The organism is Aeromonas sp. OTU364 (genome assembly GCF_038440395.1).
Classification (GTDB): Bacteria; Pseudomonadota; Gammaproteobacteria; order Enterobacterales; family Aeromonadaceae; genus Aeromonas.
The window spans coordinates 1-16,509 of sequence record NZ_JASATR010000034.1 but is presented as its reverse complement, the minus strand read 5'-3'; the positions used below and the strand labels follow the sequence as shown (position 1 = coordinate 16,509).

Sequence of the window (16,509 nt, the reverse complement as noted above, 5' to 3'; positions counted from 1 at the left end):
CCCCCCCCCCCCCCCCCCCCCCCCCCCCTCTTCTCTTTTTAGCCACCGCGCCGCTGTTACTTCAGCAGGCTGAAGAGCAGGGCCGAGACCGAGAGCGAACCGGTCAGCAGGATGAAGCCGTTCACCCAGCCCTGACGGAAGCGGGCCAGCGCCTCCACCCTGTAGATGGCCACCACCGGCATGATGAAGAGGATCATGGCGATGACGGGGCCGGAGAGGGTCTCCATCAGGCCGAGGATGCCGGGGTTGATCACAGCCGCCCCCCAGATGGCGAAGAACATCAGGGCGATGCCGAGCCGGTCCGCCTTGGCCAGCGACAGCCCTATGGGCTTGGCGATCAGGCTTTTCAGGCTCTCCCGGGCGCCGAGGAAGTGGCCGAGGAAGGAGGAGCTGATGGCGATGAAGGCGATGAGCGGCCCCAGGGTCACGATCACAGGGTTGTCTGTGATGTTGGCGAGATAGGAGAGCACGGAGACGTTCTGGGCCTTGGCCTCGGCCAGCTGGGCCGGGGAGAGGCTCAGCACGCAGGAGAAGACGAAGAAGAGCACGAAGCCCACCAGCATCACTGTGGTGTTGCGCAGGATCAGGCCGCTCTTGGCTTCGGCCTGCTCGCCATATTCCCGCCGCTGCACGTTGGCAAAGCCGGAGATGGCGGCGGCGTGGCTGAAGGCGAACACTGTGACCGGCAGCGCCAGCCAGACGGTGTTGAGGAAGCTGGCCCCCTCGAACGCGGTCGCCTCCGGCCAGTGCCACTGGGGAATCAGGTAGCAGGAGAGCGCCGCCAGAATGGTCGCCAGCGGGTAGACCATGAAGGCAAAGGCCCGCAGCATCGCCTTCTCCCCCGCCATCATCACGGCGATCATGGCGAACACCAGCAGGCCGGAGAGCATCACCCGGTTCGGGGCATCCATGCCGAGCTGGTTGATCATGAAGCTCTCCACCGTATTGGTCAGCCCGACGCCGTAGATGAGCAGTATGGGGAAGATGGAGAGGAAGTAGAGCGCCGAGATGAGGCGACCGGCCATCTTGCCGAAGTGCTCCTCCGCCACCTCGGTGAAGTCGGCGTGGGGGCGGGAGGAGGAGAGCACGAAGCGCGCCAGCCCGCGGTGGGCCAGGAAGGTCATGGGGCCCGCCAGCACGGCGACGATGACCAGGGGCCAGATGCCCCCCAGACCCAGGTTGATGGGCAGGAACAGTATGCCGGCGCCGACCGCGGTGCCAAACAGGCTGATGACCCAGTGGGTATCGTGACGACGCCAGCCAGTGCGGCTGATGGATGGGGAACCGGATAGCTCCCGGGTGACCTCTGCAGATGAACTCATTGATAAACCACTTATATATAGTATTAAAATCTAAAAATATTGTGCTCCTTTAGCATTTAATTCTCAAAAAACGGCATTGGCAGATCTCACTGGCAAAGCCAGGTTCAACCAGTGAGATTGGGGGGGATTTCCAGCCCACCCTGTTCGGTTAAACCTTTAAACGGCGAATTTAACGAAATATAAAACCAAAATATAACCACTGGTCGATTTTTTATTTTGACCAATACGAAGTTTTCAGAATTACCTGAAAATAGATGCCAGCACTTTGGGTTTGATTGTGATGATCCACTACAGCAATCCATTTAAGTAGCGAATACACCTGAATATGCCGCGCCAAGCCAGCGGATCACACCAGGCAATCAGGCGGCCACGGGGCCGCCTGATTGGATGAGCTGGCTACATTTCAACCGGCTCAGTGAGTCAGGATCTTGCCCCAGGCGAGATCCGGGTCCCCCATCACGATGAAGTCAGGGTTCTCCAGCGACTCCGTTTCGTTGTAGCTGAGCGGTTGCAACGCCAGGCTGAGGATGCGCCCCCCCGCCGCCTCGACGATGCACTGGGCGGCGGCGGTGTCCCACTCGCCGGTGGGGCCGAGCCGCACATAGCAGTCTGCCGCCCCTTCCGCCACCAGGCAGGACTTGAGGGAGCTGGAGCCAAGCGGGATCAGCTCGTAGTTGATGGCCGGGTTGAGGCGGCGGGTCAGGTTCTCCAGCTTCTGGCGACGGCTGATGGCCACCACCAGGGAGTCGGGCTGGTCGTGCTCGTGGTGCATGGCGCTGATGGGGTACACCTCGCCATTCACCTCCTTGAAGGCGCCGTGGCCGCGCACCGCCCAGTAGAGCACGTCGGCCTCGGGGGCATAGATGACCCCGAGCACGGGGACATTGTCCCGCACCAGGGCGATCAGGGTGGCGAAGTCACCGCTGCCGGCGATGAACTCGCCGGTGCCGTCGAGGGGGTCCACCAGCCAGTATTGCCGCCAGTTGGCACGCTGGCTGAAGGGCACATCGGCCGCCTCTTCGGTCAGCACGGGCACATGGGGGGTGAGCGCCGACAGCGCCTGCTTGAGGTAGGCATCGGCAGCAAGATCGGCACTGGTGACCGGGGTCGCATCCTCCTTCAGCTGACGCTCGAACTGACCGCCGTGATAGATTTCGTGAAGGATACGCCCCGCTTCGCGGGCTATCTCCTTGACCCCAGGTATCCAGGCCAACAACTCCTGCATCTTGTTATCCTCTGTTTTTATTACCTTTACCCAGGCTTGGGCTAGCTTTCCTGCTCCGCCAGCCATTTGCTGGCCAGCAGCAGGGCACTGATGCTGCGCGACTCGGTGAAGTCGGGTCGCGCCAGCAATTCGTCGATGCGATTGAGGGGCCAGGGGATCACCTCGAGGGGCTCGGGCTCGTCGCCCACCCGCTGCTCGGGGTAGAGATCCCGCGCCAGCAGTATGTCCATCCGGCTGGAAAAATAGCCGGGGGCCAGGGAGACCTGCTTGAGGGGAATGAGGTCACGGGCCCCGAAGCCCGCCTCCTCCATCAGCTCCCGGTTGCCCGCCTCGAAGGCATCTTCGCCCGGATCGATCAGCCCCTTGGGGAAGCCCAGCTCGTAGGAGTGAGTGCCCGCCGCGTATTCGCGCACCAGCAGCAGGGTGTGGGCATCGAACAGGGGCACCACCATGACGGCCCCCCGGTTGCCGCCGCGCATCCGCTCGTAGACCCGCTCCTCCCCGTTGCTGAATTTCAGGTGCAGGGATTCCACCTTGAACAGCCGGCTCTCGGCCACCAGCTCGGCCTTGATGATCTCCGGCTTGCGCTTGTCGTGGGCCATGGCCTCGACGCGGACGTGTTCGGGTTTGCACTTGTGGGGGTCACTCATCTGGGCTGACTGCTCGTTAAAAAAGAGTGCTTCAAGAGTAAACGACTCCCCGAGGGAACACCACGGGGCAAGGGCCGGAAAGGTGCCTGAAAAATCCGTTATAATGCCCCCCGTTTTCCCCACCCAGTCCGACACAAAGAGGCCCCATGCCCACCCCACTGCCCTGGCACCAGATAGACACAGTTCTGCTCGACATGGATGGCACCCTGATCGACCTTCATTTTGACAGCCACCTCTGGCAGCAGCTGGTGCCCGAGCGCTACGCTGCGCGCCTCGGCCTCCCGCTGGCCGACGCCAAGGCGCAGATCGATGCCCACTATCAGGCCGTCAGCGGCACCCTCGACTGGTACTGCGTCGACTACTGGAGCCGGACCCTCGGGCTCGACATCCGCGCCCTCAAGCAGGAGATACTGGACAAGATCCAGTGGCGCCCCAACGCCATCGCGTTTCTCGCCGCCCTCAAGGCCGCCGGCAAGCGCCGTGTCCTGTTCACCAACGCCCACCCGGCCAGCCTGGCGGTCAAGATTGAACAACTCGGACTCGATGAGCATCTAGACGAGATCGTCAGCACCCACGAGCTCGGCTGGTCGAAGGAGAGCCAGCACTGCTGGCAGGCCCTGGTAGGACACCTGCCCTTCGATCCCGCCCGCACCCTCTTCATCGACGACAGCGAGCGGATCCTGGTCGCCTCCGCCGACTACGGCATAGCCCACCAGCTCGGCATCCACCAGCCGGACAGCGCCATGCCGCCCCTGCAGTTCCAGCGCTTCCCGGCTCTCAAGGACTACGCCGAGTTGCTGCCCCTCATGGCCTGAAGGGAGGCGGTCGTGCACGGCCGCTTCCCCCTCTTCGTTCACCCCAGCAGCCAATAGAGGGCGATACCCATCATCAACAGGGCCGAGATGCGCCCGAGCAGATTGCCCCTTCCCCGCCCCTGCAACAGGCGGTGCGCACTCTGTCCGCCGTAGGCGTAGAGCAGCAGATTGACGCTCTCGATGAGCACTATCACGGCGACGAAGGCCAGGGTCTGCACGTTAGTGTCGAGGGCCGGGCTGATGAAGGGGGGCAGCAGGGTCATCATGAAGAGCCAGGACTTGGGGTTGGAGATGGCCACGGTGAAGCCCCGCAGCAGCAGGCCGGCTCGCCCCCTGTCCACCTCGGGGGCGGGCCCGTCGCTGGGGCCAGGGCGCAGACCCATGACCCCCAGCCAAAGCAGATAGAGGGCGCCGCCATATTTGAAGCCCTGCAGCAGGGCCGGGTGTTCCACCAGTACCCGGGTGTAGCCCAGCAAGGCGGTCAGCGCGACCAGACCCACCCCGAGCAGCTCCCCGGCGATGACCCAGAGGGTTCGCCTCAGCCCCAAACTGGCGCCGACGCTCATGGCCAGCATCATGCACAGGCCGGGGGAGACGGAGATGAGGAAGAAGGTCGGGACGAACATCCAGAGCATGGCCCAGTCACTCATAGCACCTCCTCACACTCGGCACGGACCACCAGGCCCGGCAGGCTGCCGAGGTAATCCAGGGCGCGATCGGTGAAGCCAAGATCCGTCAGCAGAGCTGCCCCAAAGGGAGGCTGGCGCAGCGGCTGGGCCCGGCTCACCCTCTGCATCCAGTCCGGGTTGCCGATGGCCGCCGCCCCCACCGCCACCAGGTCCACGCCGCCGGCCAGGGCCAACCGGGCGGACTCGGCGTCCCGGATCCGGCCCGCCACCATGAGCGGCACCCGTCCCCCGACCCCGGCTCGCACCGCCGCCAGCAGGGAGCCACCGTCGGGATCCTCGTTCGCCATTTTGAAGCTGTCCCCCATGGAGAAGTGCAGGTAGTCGATCTCCTCCTCCGCCAGCAACTCGGCCAGCGCCAGCTGGTTGGCGAGCCGGATCCCCTCGATATGGGCATAGCTCTCCGGTGAGAGCCGCACCCCGATGAGAAAGCGCTTCGGCAGCCTGGCCCGGATCCCCCGCACTATGGCGATCAGGAGCCGTGCCCGCCCGGCCAGATTGCCCCCCCAGCCATCTTCCCGTTGGTTCAGCAGGGGATTGAGGAAGTTGCAGAGCAGGAAGTTGTGGGCGGCATGGAGCTCGATCCCGTGCAGGCCGGCCCCATGGGCACGCTCGGCGGCCCCCACGAAGGAATCGATGAGCCGGAGGATATCCGCCTCCGTCAGTGCCTCGACCCCAAGCGGATAGCGGATACCCGGGGCCATGGCGCTGGGGCCGACCGGGGCAGTGCCGTTCAGATCGGGCTGGGCACGGACCCCACCGTGGTGAAGCTGGAGCAGCGCCAGGGCGCCGTTTTCCTCGGCGCTCTGCGCCAGCTTTGCAAAGGCCGACTGCTGGGCATCCGTCATCAGGGCCGGTTGCCCAGGCCAGCAGCGCCCCCCAGGCTGCACCTGAGTCGCGGCACCGATGAGCAGGCCAAAGCCTCCCTCGGCGCAGCGGGCCAGCCAGTCGAGCTCGGCCCGGCTGGGATCCCCATTGTCGGCGCTCATGTTGTGGGTCAGCGGGGCCAGCACGGCCCGATTCTTGAGCCGCTGCCCGGCCCGCACAAAGTGGAACTCATCATTCAACATCGGGATCATGGTCTTTCTCCTGGCATCTGTGCCTCGTTGACGCCACTATAATCCCAGCCCTTAAAGACATAATCAGGCCGAAAAGAAAGACTCTCATTCCCAACAGAACGCAATGAGGGATCCCATGGATAACCACAAACTCGACACCCTCTATCTGATGCGGCTGCTGCTCGCCATCGCCCGCTTCGGCTCCTTCGCCGCGGCCGCCAGCCACCTCGGCATCACCCCGAGCAAGGCCTCCAAGGATCTGCGCCATCTGGAGCAGAGCCTGGGGGCCGTGCTGCTCGGCCGCACCACCCGCCGGGTACAGCTGACCGATGCGGGCAAGCTGGCCTGCCAGCAGGCCGACCAGATGGTGGCCCTGCACGAGGAGTTGCTCGACGGCCTGCAACGGCGTCGCCATAGCCTCTGCGGCGAGCTCAGGATCACGGCGCCGGATCTCTGGGGGGAGGTGGTGCTGACCCCAGTGTTGCTGCGCTTTCGCACCAGCCACCCCGAGGTGCGGATCATCGCCGACTTCTCCAACCACGTCGCCGACCTGGTGCGAGACAACCTGCACGTCGCCTTTCGCAGCACAGTGCTGCGCAGCGAGCCCTATCTGGCGCGCCCCATAGTCCAGGACGATCTGGTGCTCTGCGCGAGCGAGGCCTACCTGGCCACACATCCGCCCCTGGTGCAGCCCCAGGATCTGCAACATCACAGCCTCATCACCCGCAGCCAAGACTACGGTCGCCGCGAGCACTGGACCCTGCTCCACCAGGGCAAGGAGATCCTCCTGGAGGTGGCCGGGGAGCTCGCCTTCAGCAACAAGAAGTCGATCCAGATGGCGATGGCTCAGGGGCTCGGCATTGCCCGCCTGCCCCGCTATCTGGTGGCCGATGAGCTGGCATCGGGTTCGGTGTGCGAGGTGCTGCCCGCCTACCGGCCCAAGGGGGCGCACTTCTACGCCCTCTACACCCAGAGGCGCGCCGACTCGGCCCTCATCACCCACTTCCTCGACTACGTGATCCGCGAACTGGGTGGGCCAGCGACATCAACAGATCCATTATCAACACCTAGTTGATGGAAAACTTGGCCCTCTAGGAGCGCAGCACCAGATGGTACTGCTTCTTGCCCCGGCGCAGCAGCAGGTAGCGGCCAAACAACCGATCCGCCGCACTGAGCCGTTCATCCTGTCTGATGGCGCCGTTGAGGCTGATGGCGCCCGCCCCCAGCAGCTCGCGGGCAACCCGCTTCGAACTCGCCAGACCGCTCTCCACCAGCAGGGTCACCAGATCCGCTTCCTTCTCGATACGGCAGCTCGGCATGCCATCCTGGGCCAGCTGGGCGAGATCCCCCTCCCCGAGCCGGGCCACGTCGCCGCAAAACAGCAGCTCGCCGATGCGCCGCGCCGCCGCCAGTGCCCCCTTGCCGTGCACCAGTTCGGTCAGCTCGTCCGCCAGCACCTGCTGGGCCTGCTTGCGCCCCTGCCGACCCGCATCTTCGACTTCCAGCGCCCTGATGGCCGCCAGCGGCATAAAGCTGTAGTAGCGCAGGAAGCGGTAGACATCCTCGTCCGCCGTGCCGAGCCAGAACTGATGGAAGGCGTAGGGCGAGGTGAGTGCCGGATCCAGCCAGATGGCGCCCCCTTCCGTCTTGCCGAACTTGGTGCCATCCGCCTTGGTGATGAGGGGCAGCGTCATACCATGAACCTGGGCCTGATGCAGTCGCCGGGTGAGATCCATGCCGCTGGTGATGTTGCCCCATTGATCGTTGCCGCCGATCTGCAGGGTGCAGCCGAGACGCTGGTTGAGCACAGCGAAGTCCTGGGATTGCAGCAGGGCGTAGGAGAACTCGGTAAAGGAGATGCCCTGATCCGGGCGAGCCAGCCGCTGGCGCACCGATTCCCGCGCCAGCATGGCGTTGACCGAGAAGTGCTTGCCGATGTCCCGCAGAAAATCGAGGGCCGACATCTGCCCCATCCAGTCGGCGTTGTTGACCAGCACAGGGGCCGCCAGCCCCTCGCTCGCGGGCAGCAGCGCCCGGATCTGGGCGGACAGGCTGGCCACCCAGCCCTGCACGGTTTCGCTGCTGTTGAGGCTGCGCTCGGTCGCCTTGAAGCTGGGATCGCCGATGAGGCCGGTGGCGCCCCCCACCAGGGCCACAGGGGTGTGGCCCGCGAGCTGGAAGCGGCGCAGCATCAAGAGCGGCACCAGATGGCCTATGTGCAGGCTGCCAGCGGTGGGATCGAAGCCGCAATAGAGGGTGCGCGGCGTGGCGAGGTGGGAGGCCAGCGCCACCGGGTCGGACATCTGGGCCACCAGGCCGCGCTCAGCAAGATCATCAAGCAAATGGGGGTCGATCATGGGGTCTCCAACAGCAGGGGAAAGTCGCCATACTCGCCCCTATGACTGGTGGCGGATATGTCCCCCAGGGGACAGTTTTGCCACTCTCGTGCTAGCATCCCGCCCATATCGGGGTGCTTTCCCCGCCAGCCGGAGCCCATCGCCATGAGCCAGCCCCTCGCCACAGACTCGCTGACCCAGAGCCTGACCGCCGTCGTCGATGCCCTGCACAGCCCGGCCTTTGCGGCGGCCCTGGTGCGCCTCATCCAGCAGCAGGTGGCGTTCGACTGCGCCCTGCTGCTCGGGGTGGGACAGCGTCCCGTCTACCTCCATGACAACCTGAGCCACCAGCGGGCTCTGCTGTTTGATCGCTACCTCACCAGCCACTTCAGCCAGGATCCCTTTATGCTGGCGCTTCAGGACGGCCTCCCCGCCGGGGTCTGGACCCTGGCACAGGTGTCCAAGGGGCGGCTCGATCCCGAATACCGCCACCACTTCTATCAGGCCACCGGCTGGCAGGAGGAGGTGGGGCTGATCCTGCCGGTGCGCAGCGGTCTCACCCTGATGCTGTTTCTGGGCCGCCTCGACAAGCGCCAGAGCCTTAGTCCACAGGAGCGGGCCAGGCTGGAAGCCTTGTTCCCCCTGGTGCACTCCCTGTGCCGCCAGCAGTGGAGCCAAAGCCTGCCACTGCTGGCCCAGAGCGCGGCGACGAGAGCCACGGATGGTGCGGCGAAAGGTGCAGCCAAGAGTACGGCAAAGGATGGGATGCAAGGCGTAGCGGCCAGCCTGGACGGCGCCAGCCTCAAGGCCGCAGTGGAGCAGGCGATGAGCAGCGTGGGCGGAGACAGGCTCACCCGCCGGGAGCGGCAGGTGGCGAGCCTGCTGCTGCAGGGGCTGGACACGGAGGGAATCGCCGCCGAACTCGGCATCGGCAGCGGCACCGTGAAGAATCACCGCAAGCACCTCTACGGCAAGCTGCGGCTCGGCTCCCGGGCCGAGCTGTTCAGCCTCTTTCTCAACCACCTCATCACCACATCGACGAGCTAGCGCCCCACCATTGGCCTGAGCCCATCACAGTACAGCCCTGCCACCTTGGTGATTCAAGATGGCTGCCACCCCTGGTAGCTGGTGAGGCAATAGCCTCTCGCCGCGATCAACTCAGGCAAGGCCGGATCGGTGAGGATGGCCAGCTCGGTGAGCCTGGGTTGGTGATAAGCGCTGCGCTGCACCTCGAGATCGATAAAGGCGGGGTGGCACATGATCTCCAGGGAGTTGACCCCCTGTTCATTGGCGTCATCCAGCAGTTGCAGCAACAGCTCCCGGGTGAGTGACTCACCATAGAAGCGGCTGTCAAAACGCTGGCAACTGAGCTCATGGTTGACGGTCAGGCCGTGGCGGCGCACCTCCTCCCGATCGATGCGCATAGGGATGCCCTGCTGGCGGGCGAAAGCTTCCACCAGCGGATAGAGGCTCGGCAGCATATGCACATGGTGATGGCTGTCGATGTGGCTGGGCGAGCGGCCAAACAGGGTGACGAAACGATCGAACTGCTGCCTGAGCTCTTCCATGATTTCCCTTGCGACCAGCAGGCCCTGCTCGCTTTTTTGCCAGATGCTCTTGTCCAACTCCCCCTGGGCATTGACCAGGCAGGAGAGAGGAGAGAGCGGCTTGCCCCAAGTGAGCACGAAGTGCAGCCCGATGGGCAAGTCCGGGAAGCGTTTGGCCAGCCAGGCCGCATGCGCTATGGCCGGGGAATTGACCATGGCGGTGGTCGAGCTGACCACTCCATGTTCGAAGGCCTCCACTATGCCGTAGCTCTGAGCTGGGCAGAGACCAAAGTCGTCGGCGTTGATAATCAATCGTTTATGCATCTCTATCTCCTGTATTGCCCCGCCGATGATCAACGGGGCCCGGTGTTCTCAGGCGAGATCCGCAATGGCGGCGGCAAACTTGGGCAGGTGCTCGCGGTGTGCCAGCAGCAGCTCCTGGGCAACGGTTTTTGCCTCGTTGTCCGAGTGGATCAGCGGATTGAGGTTCATGGCCAGCAGCAGGTCATCGAAGGAGCCGCTCAAGGCAGCCTGGGAGGCGGCAATCTCGAAGCTCTTGATGAGGTGAATGAGCCCGTTGACCTTGTCGTCGAAGCGGGTGAGGCGCGGGTGAGGAATGGCGCCATCACGGCCCACCAGGCAGGTCATCTCGACGGTCCAGTCGGCCGGAATGTTGGTGACATGGCCATGGTGGGGGATGATCACATACTGTTCGCTGCGCTTGTCGTTATGGATGGCGCTGATCACCTCGCAGGCCGCATCCGAGTAGTAGGCGCCACCGCGCAGCTCCAGCTCCTTGGGCTTCTCGTCGAGTTCTGGGTTCTGGTAGAGCTCAAACAGCGTTTTCTCGACTTGTCGCACCACCTGGGCCCGGGCGCCGCCCTTGTAGAACTCGCCCATCTCGATCCCCAGCATCTCTTTCTCTTTGAAGTAGTAACGCAGGTAGGAGCAGGGCAACAGGCGCAGTCCGCGCATCAGGCTCGCATCGAAGGGCAGATCGAAGATGTTCTTGACCGAGCTGGAACTGGTGAGGCTGCCGTCTATCACCCCCTCGAGCAGTTCATCGAAACGCGATACCCCATTGACCAGCACGTCGCCGATGAACACCAGGTGATTGAGACCGAAAATGTCGATGGAGAGGGCGTCCTCTGTGGTGACCTTGAGGGCGTCGCGCACAAACATCTGCATGCCGACCGGAATGTTGCACACCCCGATGAAGCGGCGGAACTGGGTGTGGCGATGCACGGCTTCGGTCACCATGCCAGCCGGATTGGTGAAGTTGATGAGCCAGGCATCCGGGCAGATCTCTTCCACATCGCGGATGATGTCGAAAATGACGGGGATGGTGCGCAGCCCCTTGAACAGGCCGCCCGCACCATTGGTCTCCTGGCCCAGCAGACCGTGGCTGAGGGGAATGCGCTCGTCTTTTTCCCGGGCTTGCAGCTGGCCGACCCGCAGCTGGGTGGTGACGAAGCTGGCGCCTTGCAGCGCGGCGCGGCGATCCAACGTCTTGTGCAGCGTCATGGGGATGCCGGCTTTCTGGATCATGCGCTGGCAAAGGTCGAAAATGATGTCCAGTTTCTCCTGGCCTTCGGGGACATCGACCAGCCACAGCTCGTCGATGGGCAGCTCGGCGTAGCGTTTGATGAAGCCATCGACCAGCTCCGGGGTATAGCTGCTGCCACCACCTATGGTGACCACTTTAAGCGTCTTGTTCATAAACACCTCTTTCATCATTCTCGAATAGGTTGAATAAGGGGCCGCAGCCACCTGTGGCAGGGGCCGGTCAATCTGGGTCAGCGGTTTTGCCGCACATGGTTTTTTAAAAATACGGCTCGCCAATCTCAGGCCGGGGTTTCAAATTTCGGATAGAGATATTTTCGGTAACTGCCCGGGGTAAAGGAGGTCAACTTCTTGAAGTTTTTGATAAAGAGGCTGACATCGTTGTAGCCGGTCTCGAAGGCGATGTCGGCCACAGAGTCGTTGGTGACTTCCAGCTGCATCTTGGCGTAGTTGACCCGGATCTCGTTGATGATCTGCATCGGCGTCTTGTTGTAGTAACGCCGGGTGGCACGGGTCAGGTACTCCTGGCTCTTGCCGGAGAGATGGATCAGATTGGCCAGGGCATCGTCGGCAAACAACGAGCGATCGTGCATGCGCTCTACCGCCTCATGGAGCCAGAGTGGAAGATCCTCGCTGGCCGAGGCGTCCTTGTAGTGACGCAGCCGGTTCATCACCGAGTAGGTCACCACTTCGAGAAATTCGGTCAGCGCCTCTTCCCTGAAGCCGGGAGAAACCAGTACCGACTCGATATAACTCAGGAATTCATGCTTGAGCGGATAGGCCTGGGACGCCACGAAGTGTTCCGGCAGCAGGTACTTGAAGTGCTGGTCAAAGTAGCTGCGGCTGATCCCGACGTTGAAGATCCGGGTGGTACCGAACTCGTAGAAGCTCTGATGGGATGAGCCCAGCGGAATGAACACCAGATCGCCGCGCTCGAGCAGTACCCGCTTGCCGTTGACCTCCTGATAGTAACGGCCGGTCAACACCAGGGTGAATTCGTAATAGTCGTGCTGATGCAAACCGGTACCGCTCACCTGCTTGTTGTAGATGAACATGTGAAAGGGTCTGTTGTTGAACAGCTCGTTTTCCCGGATGGTCTTGACGCTCATTATTCGCCCCCTATGGCTGGCCGATGCCGCTGTTATTTGCCGAGCAGTTTTTCGTGCACGTCGATGAGCTCGTTGATCAGCTCCCGCGCCAGCATGGAGGTCATCAGGTGATCCTGGGCGTGAACAAGTACCAGAGTAACCGGGACCTTGCCCTCGCCCTGATCGCTCTCAATCAGCTGGGTCTGCACCAAGTGGGCGGCGTTGAGGGCCTCGCGGGATTGGGTCATCAGCAGGCGGGCGGCGGCTATGTCGCCCTCCTTGGCCTTCTTCAGGGCGTTGTAGGCCAGGCTGCGTGCCTGCCCCGAGTTGATGATGAGTCCCATCACCACCTCTTCCATGTCATCGCAAGTCGTGGTCTCTGCCTCTATGTTGTCCATATCGAACATCTCTTTATCCTCTTGATTACAGCTAGTTAATTGAAAGCGGTTTAATGGAATCCCACTTAATTGAAACCATGGTTGCGTGCCACCTCGGCAAACCAATAACCGCTCTTCTTGATGGTGCGGGTCTGGCTGTCAAGATCCAGCCGGATCAGGCCATAGCGGTTCTTGTAGGCATTGAGCCAGGACCAGTTGTCGATGAAGGTCCAGAGGTGATAACCGCAGCAGGCGCTACCCTCTTGCAGGCCGCGATGCAGCCACTCGAGGTGACCACGAATGAAGTCGATGCGGTAGTCATCCTCTACCCGCCCTTCGGGCCCGATGAAGCGCTCTTCCCCTTCGACCCCCATGCCATTTTCCGAGATGTAGCAGCGGGGGTTGCCATAGCCCAGGCGCAGCTCGGTGAGGATGTCGTAGATCCCTTTCTCATAGATCTCCCAGCCCCGGTGCGGGTTCATCTTGCGACCCGGCATCTCATAGAAATCGAACAGATCTTCGGGGGTACGCGGCGCCCCCGAGCAGACTTGATCCTTGGCCTTGACTCGCCGTGGCTGGTAGTAGTTGATCCCCAGCCAATCCACCCGTCCGGCACTGATTAGCGCCTTGTCACCTGCTTCCACCGCAGGCAGCAAATCATGCTGGCGCAGCAAGGCAACCAGCTCGGGGTCATAGCCCCCTTTCAGAGCCGGATCGAGGAAGCTCTTGTTGAGCAGCAAGTCGGCCCAGCGCGCCGCCTGGCGATCTGCCGCCGAATCGGATCTGGGGTAGGTGGGGCTCAGGTTCAGGATGATGCCAATCTCGCCGCTGGCACGGGCATCGCGAAAGGCCTTGACCGCACCGGCGTGGGCCAGGGCTGTGTGATAGGCGACCGTGACGGCGCGACGAAAATCCACCACACAGGGGTAGTGGAAGTGGCCGAGGTAACCACACTCGACCGGCACTATGGGTTCGTTGAAGGTAAACCAGTGCTTGATCCGTGAGCCGAACAGTTCGAAGCACAGGCTGGCGTAACGCACATAGGCCGCTACCACGTCCCGGCTCTCCCAACCGCCTAGCTCCTGCATGCACAGCGGCATGTCGAAGTGGTAGAGATTGATGAAGGGGGTGATCCCCTCGGCCAGCAAGCGGTCAAAGACGGCATGGTAGAAAGCGACGGCCTGCTGATTGACCTCGCCCGTCCCGTCCGGGATCAGTCGGGACCAGGAGATGGAGGTACGAAAACTGTTGTGATTGAGCTGCTTGAGCAGTGCGATGTCGCTCTCGAAACGATCATAGAAGGTCGAGGCTTGCGCCGGGCCTATGCCCTGGTGGAAGCGCGTCGGCTCAATGGCGTGCCAGTAGTCAAAGATGTTGTCGGACTTGCCATCTCGGCTGGAGGCTCCCTCCGTCTGGGGCGCCGAGCTGGCGCTGCCCCACCAAAAATCGTCCGCAAAGCGATACGTCATCTTCTTCTCCTTCGGCTTGAAGAGGGAGGAGCCAGGCTCCTCCCGGGAGTGTCATCAGAATTTCAGGGCCAGCGCGATATCCTCTTCGCTCTCCTGTTCTTCCTCGATAACGGCCTGGGCCTTGTTGGCAATCAGCACGAAGGGGACATACATCAGGGTGGCTATCCCCAGGTTGAATATCGCCAGCAGGGCCGCGGCTATGCTGCCGTTGGTGTTGAAGAAGGCCCCCAATCCGGCTGGCATGGTCCAGGGCGCCATGTTGGTGATGGGCGGGATAAAGCCGGTGTTGTAGGCAAACAGGGTGATGGTCGCCAGCACCGGTTGCACCATCACGAAGGGGATGAGCAACACAGGGTTCATGATGACCGGCAGGCCAAACAGGATGGGCTCGTTGATCTGGAAGATGCCGGCGGGCATGCCCAGTTTGGCCACCTGACGGTAGTCATCGCGACGGGACACCATAAACACTGCGAGGATGAGGCCTAGCGTTGCACCCGTACCACCGAGGAAGATGTAGGAGTCGAGCATCGGCTTGGTCCAGACGTGGAAGGTCTTGCCGGCGGCGATGGCGGCTTCAACGGAGCCGTATTGGGTATAGAGGGCGACGTTTTCCAGGGTGAAGGGCACCAGAATGCCGTTCTCCAGTGCCGATAGCGCCAAAGAACCATGGACCCCAAAGAACCAGAGCAGCGGGGAGAAGAGCACATAGACCCAGCCGACCAGGCCACCCATGTTGGACAGGGGGGTGGAGATGGTGTCCATGATGATCTGGTGGAAGTTGGTGCCCTCTGTCTGGAGCAGGTAAGCGACTATCCCCATGATGGAGAGGATGATGAAGCCGGGGATCAGCGCCGAGAAGGAGCGTGCTACCGAGGTCGGTACGCTGTCAGGCAGGCGGATCACCCAGTTGCGACGAATGACGAAGGCAAACATCTCGGCCGAGACGAGACCAATGATCATGCCGGAGATGATGTTGGCACCACCCAGCCAGTTGGCGCCGACCGCATAGGCCTCACCGACGCTGAAGGGGGTGACCGTCATGAAGGCGGCGACCGAGAGCAGACCGGCCGAAAGGGGATCAACCTTGCGCTCCTCTGCCATGGCATGGCCGATGAAGAAGGGAGCCATCAGGGACATGATCCCCAGGGTGCCGTTGTAGACGCTGCCACCTATGCTCTTGAAGCCGTCCAGGGTGGCTATGGTGGCGGGATCGAGTCGCACCCCCATGGAGTAGAAGAAGGATCCCTCCCCAAAACTCAGGAAGACGTTGTTGATCAGGACAAACATGGCCCCGGCCAGGGTCAGGGGCATCAGTTTGATGAAGCCATTCTTGATGGCGTTGACATGAGGCTGCTTACCCAGCTTGACGGCAATGGGCAATATGGCCTTTTCCAGCGATGCGATTATGGTGCTCACGGTGTTCTCCTTACTGAGTGAGGCTCTTCTTGATAGATGCGACGGCGGCCTTGAGGACCCCTAACCCATCGACCTTGCCATAGAGCAGGGAGTCGATGACTTCGACCGGCTTGCCCGGCAACAGGGCCTGGATTTCCGGCAACATGTAGGCAATCTGCGGGCCCAACAGCACCAGATCCGCATCCTGACCCTTCTCGGCTGCCAGGGTTTCCGGGTAGGCATCTATCTCCACGGGCACATCATATTTCTCAGCCTGCGCCTTCATCTTCGAGACCAGCAGTGACGTCGACATCCCGGCAGAGCAAAACAGGTAAATACGCTTCTTTCCCATAACCATTTCCCTCAACACTTGAAACCAGATGAATAGATCGGCCGAGATGGTTGCCTGTCGCGCTATCAACACAAATCAATCATCTCCAATTGACCTCATTGTACCGACCACTGTGCTCCAGCTGGTATTTCGATACTTATATCAATTGTCTCGGGTTGACCCTCGGTTTTGTCGTTGCTCACATTTCTGATGGGCAGGCTCAGAGGTAATGAGGTGAAAAGAGGATATCCACCTTGGTTTAATCTTTATTTTTCAGTCAGTTACTTTTTGCGTTTGGAAGTAGGTCGAAATCTGGATGGAAAAGATCAATAACGGGTGGCAGCTCACATTTCACAAGCGATGCAACCTGATTGATATTCAGCTTTGCTGGGGGGCTTGGCCATTTTTTCAGCGCGATGCGCACTCATTGACTATTGGCTGCAGATAAGTTGCTGGGTGAGGCAAGCTGTTGCCGTATTGAGCGGGTTGGTGGGGAGGGTGTACATAGTCACTATCGGGAGGGGACGTGGCGGTAAGTGAGGGCTGAGGGAGTCAGGGTAGTGAGGAGAGAGGGCGCAAAGGATGAGAAAGCCCCCCCCCGCGGGGGGCCGGGGGGGGGGGGGGGGGGGGTTTTTACGGCCCAGGAT

The 16,509-nt window shown here is 61.9% G+C and carries 16 protein-coding genes; 3 read left to right on the top strand and 13 right to left on the bottom strand.

Annotation, left to right across the window (positions count from 1 at the left end):
- Positions 1-56: 56 nt before the first annotated feature.
- The 3 genes from AAHB08_RS21015 to nudE all read right to left on the bottom strand — a co-directional run bounded on the left by AAHB08_RS21015 (position 57) and on the right by nudE (position 3,197).
- Positions 57-1,322, bottom strand: a complete 1,266-nt coding sequence (locus AAHB08_RS21015) for an aromatic amino acid transport family protein (RefSeq protein ID WP_342059983.1) — start codon at positions 1,320-1,322, stop codon at positions 57-59.
- Between the two features lie 412 nt (positions 1,323-1,734).
- Positions 1,735-2,547 (bottom strand): 3'(2'),5'-bisphosphate nucleotidase CysQ, encoded by an 813-nt coding sequence (cysQ, locus tag AAHB08_RS21010; protein ID WP_139433953.1) that lies wholly within the window; start codon positions 2,545-2,547, stop codon positions 1,735-1,737.
- A gap of 41 nt (positions 2,548-2,588) precedes the next feature.
- Positions 2,589-3,197, bottom strand: a complete 609-nt coding sequence (gene nudE / locus AAHB08_RS21005) for an ADP compounds hydrolase NudE (protein WP_005327154.1) — start codon at positions 3,195-3,197, stop codon at positions 2,589-2,591.
- Positions 3,198-3,343: 146 nt separating this feature from the next.
- Here nudE and yrfG point away from each other — a divergent pair, with 146 nt between their 5' ends.
- Positions 3,344-4,012, top strand: a complete 669-nt coding sequence (yrfG, locus tag AAHB08_RS21000) for a GMP/IMP nucleotidase (protein WP_342059982.1) — start codon at positions 3,344-3,346, stop codon at positions 4,010-4,012.
- Positions 4,013-4,050: 38 nt separating this feature from the next.
- Here the strand turns inward: yrfG and AAHB08_RS20995 are convergent, their stop codons facing one another.
- Both AAHB08_RS20995 and AAHB08_RS20990 read right to left on the bottom strand, forming a co-directional pair.
- Positions 4,051-4,662: a LysE family translocator gene (locus AAHB08_RS20995; protein ID WP_202047249.1), complete on the bottom strand. Its 612-nt coding sequence runs from the start codon at positions 4,660-4,662 to the stop codon at positions 4,051-4,053.
- Entirely contained in the window at positions 4,659-5,777 is a 1,119-nt protein-coding gene (locus AAHB08_RS20990; RefSeq protein ID WP_342059981.1) for an NADH:flavin oxidoreductase, read from the bottom strand. The genes AAHB08_RS20995 and AAHB08_RS20990 overlap by 4 nt, the downstream gene beginning before the upstream one ends.
- Positions 5,778-5,892: 115 nt before the next feature.
- Here AAHB08_RS20990 and AAHB08_RS20985 point away from each other — a divergent pair, with 115 nt between their 5' ends.
- Positions 5,893-6,831 carry a LysR family transcriptional regulator gene (locus AAHB08_RS20985; RefSeq protein WP_202047251.1) on the top strand — a complete coding sequence of 313 codons (939 nt, stop codon included), beginning with the start codon at positions 5,893-5,895 and terminating at the stop codon, positions 6,829-6,831.
- A 16-nt stretch (positions 6,832-6,847) separates the two neighbouring features.
- Here AAHB08_RS20985 and tyrS read toward each other — a convergent pair whose 3' ends face one another.
- Entirely contained in the window at positions 6,848-8,113 is a 1,266-nt protein-coding gene (tyrS, locus tag AAHB08_RS20980; RefSeq protein WP_342059980.1) for a tyrosine--tRNA ligase, read from the bottom strand.
- Between the two features lie 144 nt (positions 8,114-8,257).
- On the opposite strand from tyrS, the gene AAHB08_RS20975 reads away from it, so the two are divergent.
- Positions 8,258-9,139, top strand: coding sequence for a helix-turn-helix transcriptional regulator (locus AAHB08_RS20975; protein WP_342059979.1), 882 nt, complete (start codon positions 8,258-8,260; stop codon positions 9,137-9,139).
- 53 nt (positions 9,140-9,192) lie between these two features.
- On the opposite strand, the gene chbG is transcribed toward AAHB08_RS20975, so the two are convergent.
- The 7 genes from chbG to AAHB08_RS20940 form a co-directional block, all read right to left on the bottom strand.
- Positions 9,193-9,963: a chitin disaccharide deacetylase gene (gene chbG, locus AAHB08_RS20970; protein WP_342059978.1), complete on the bottom strand. Its 771-nt coding sequence runs from the start codon at positions 9,961-9,963 to the stop codon at positions 9,193-9,195.
- A 48-nt stretch (positions 9,964-10,011) separates the two neighbouring features.
- On the bottom strand, positions 10,012-11,358 hold the full coding sequence (locus tag AAHB08_RS20965; RefSeq protein ID WP_342059977.1) for a 6-phospho-beta-glucosidase: 1,347 nt from the start codon (positions 11,356-11,358) through the stop codon (positions 10,012-10,014).
- 125 nt (positions 11,359-11,483) lie between these two features.
- Positions 11,484-12,311: a transcriptional regulator ChbR gene (chbR, locus tag AAHB08_RS20960; protein ID WP_319917247.1), complete on the bottom strand. Its 828-nt coding sequence runs from the start codon at positions 12,309-12,311 to the stop codon at positions 11,484-11,486.
- 32 nt (positions 12,312-12,343) lie between these two features.
- Positions 12,344-12,697 carry a PTS N,N'-diacetylchitobiose transporter subunit IIA gene (gene chbA / locus AAHB08_RS20955; RefSeq protein WP_342059976.1) on the bottom strand — a complete coding sequence of 118 codons (354 nt, stop codon included), beginning with the start codon at positions 12,695-12,697 and terminating at the stop codon, positions 12,344-12,346.
- Positions 12,698-12,753: 56 nt separating this feature from the next.
- Positions 12,754-14,136, bottom strand: coding sequence for a glycoside hydrolase family 1 protein (locus tag AAHB08_RS20950; RefSeq protein ID WP_342059975.1), 1,383 nt, complete (start codon positions 14,134-14,136; stop codon positions 12,754-12,756).
- 54 nt (positions 14,137-14,190) lie between these two features.
- Positions 14,191-15,552, bottom strand: coding sequence for a PTS N,N'-diacetylchitobiose transporter subunit IIC (gene chbC / locus AAHB08_RS20945; RefSeq protein ID WP_202047258.1), 1,362 nt, complete (start codon positions 15,550-15,552; stop codon positions 14,191-14,193).
- A gap of 10 nt (positions 15,553-15,562) precedes the next feature.
- A complete protein-coding gene (locus AAHB08_RS20940; protein ID WP_202047259.1) occupies positions 15,563-15,883 on the bottom strand; it encodes a PTS sugar transporter subunit IIB in 321 nt (106 codons plus the stop codon).
- Positions 15,884-16,509: the final 626 nt, after the last annotated feature.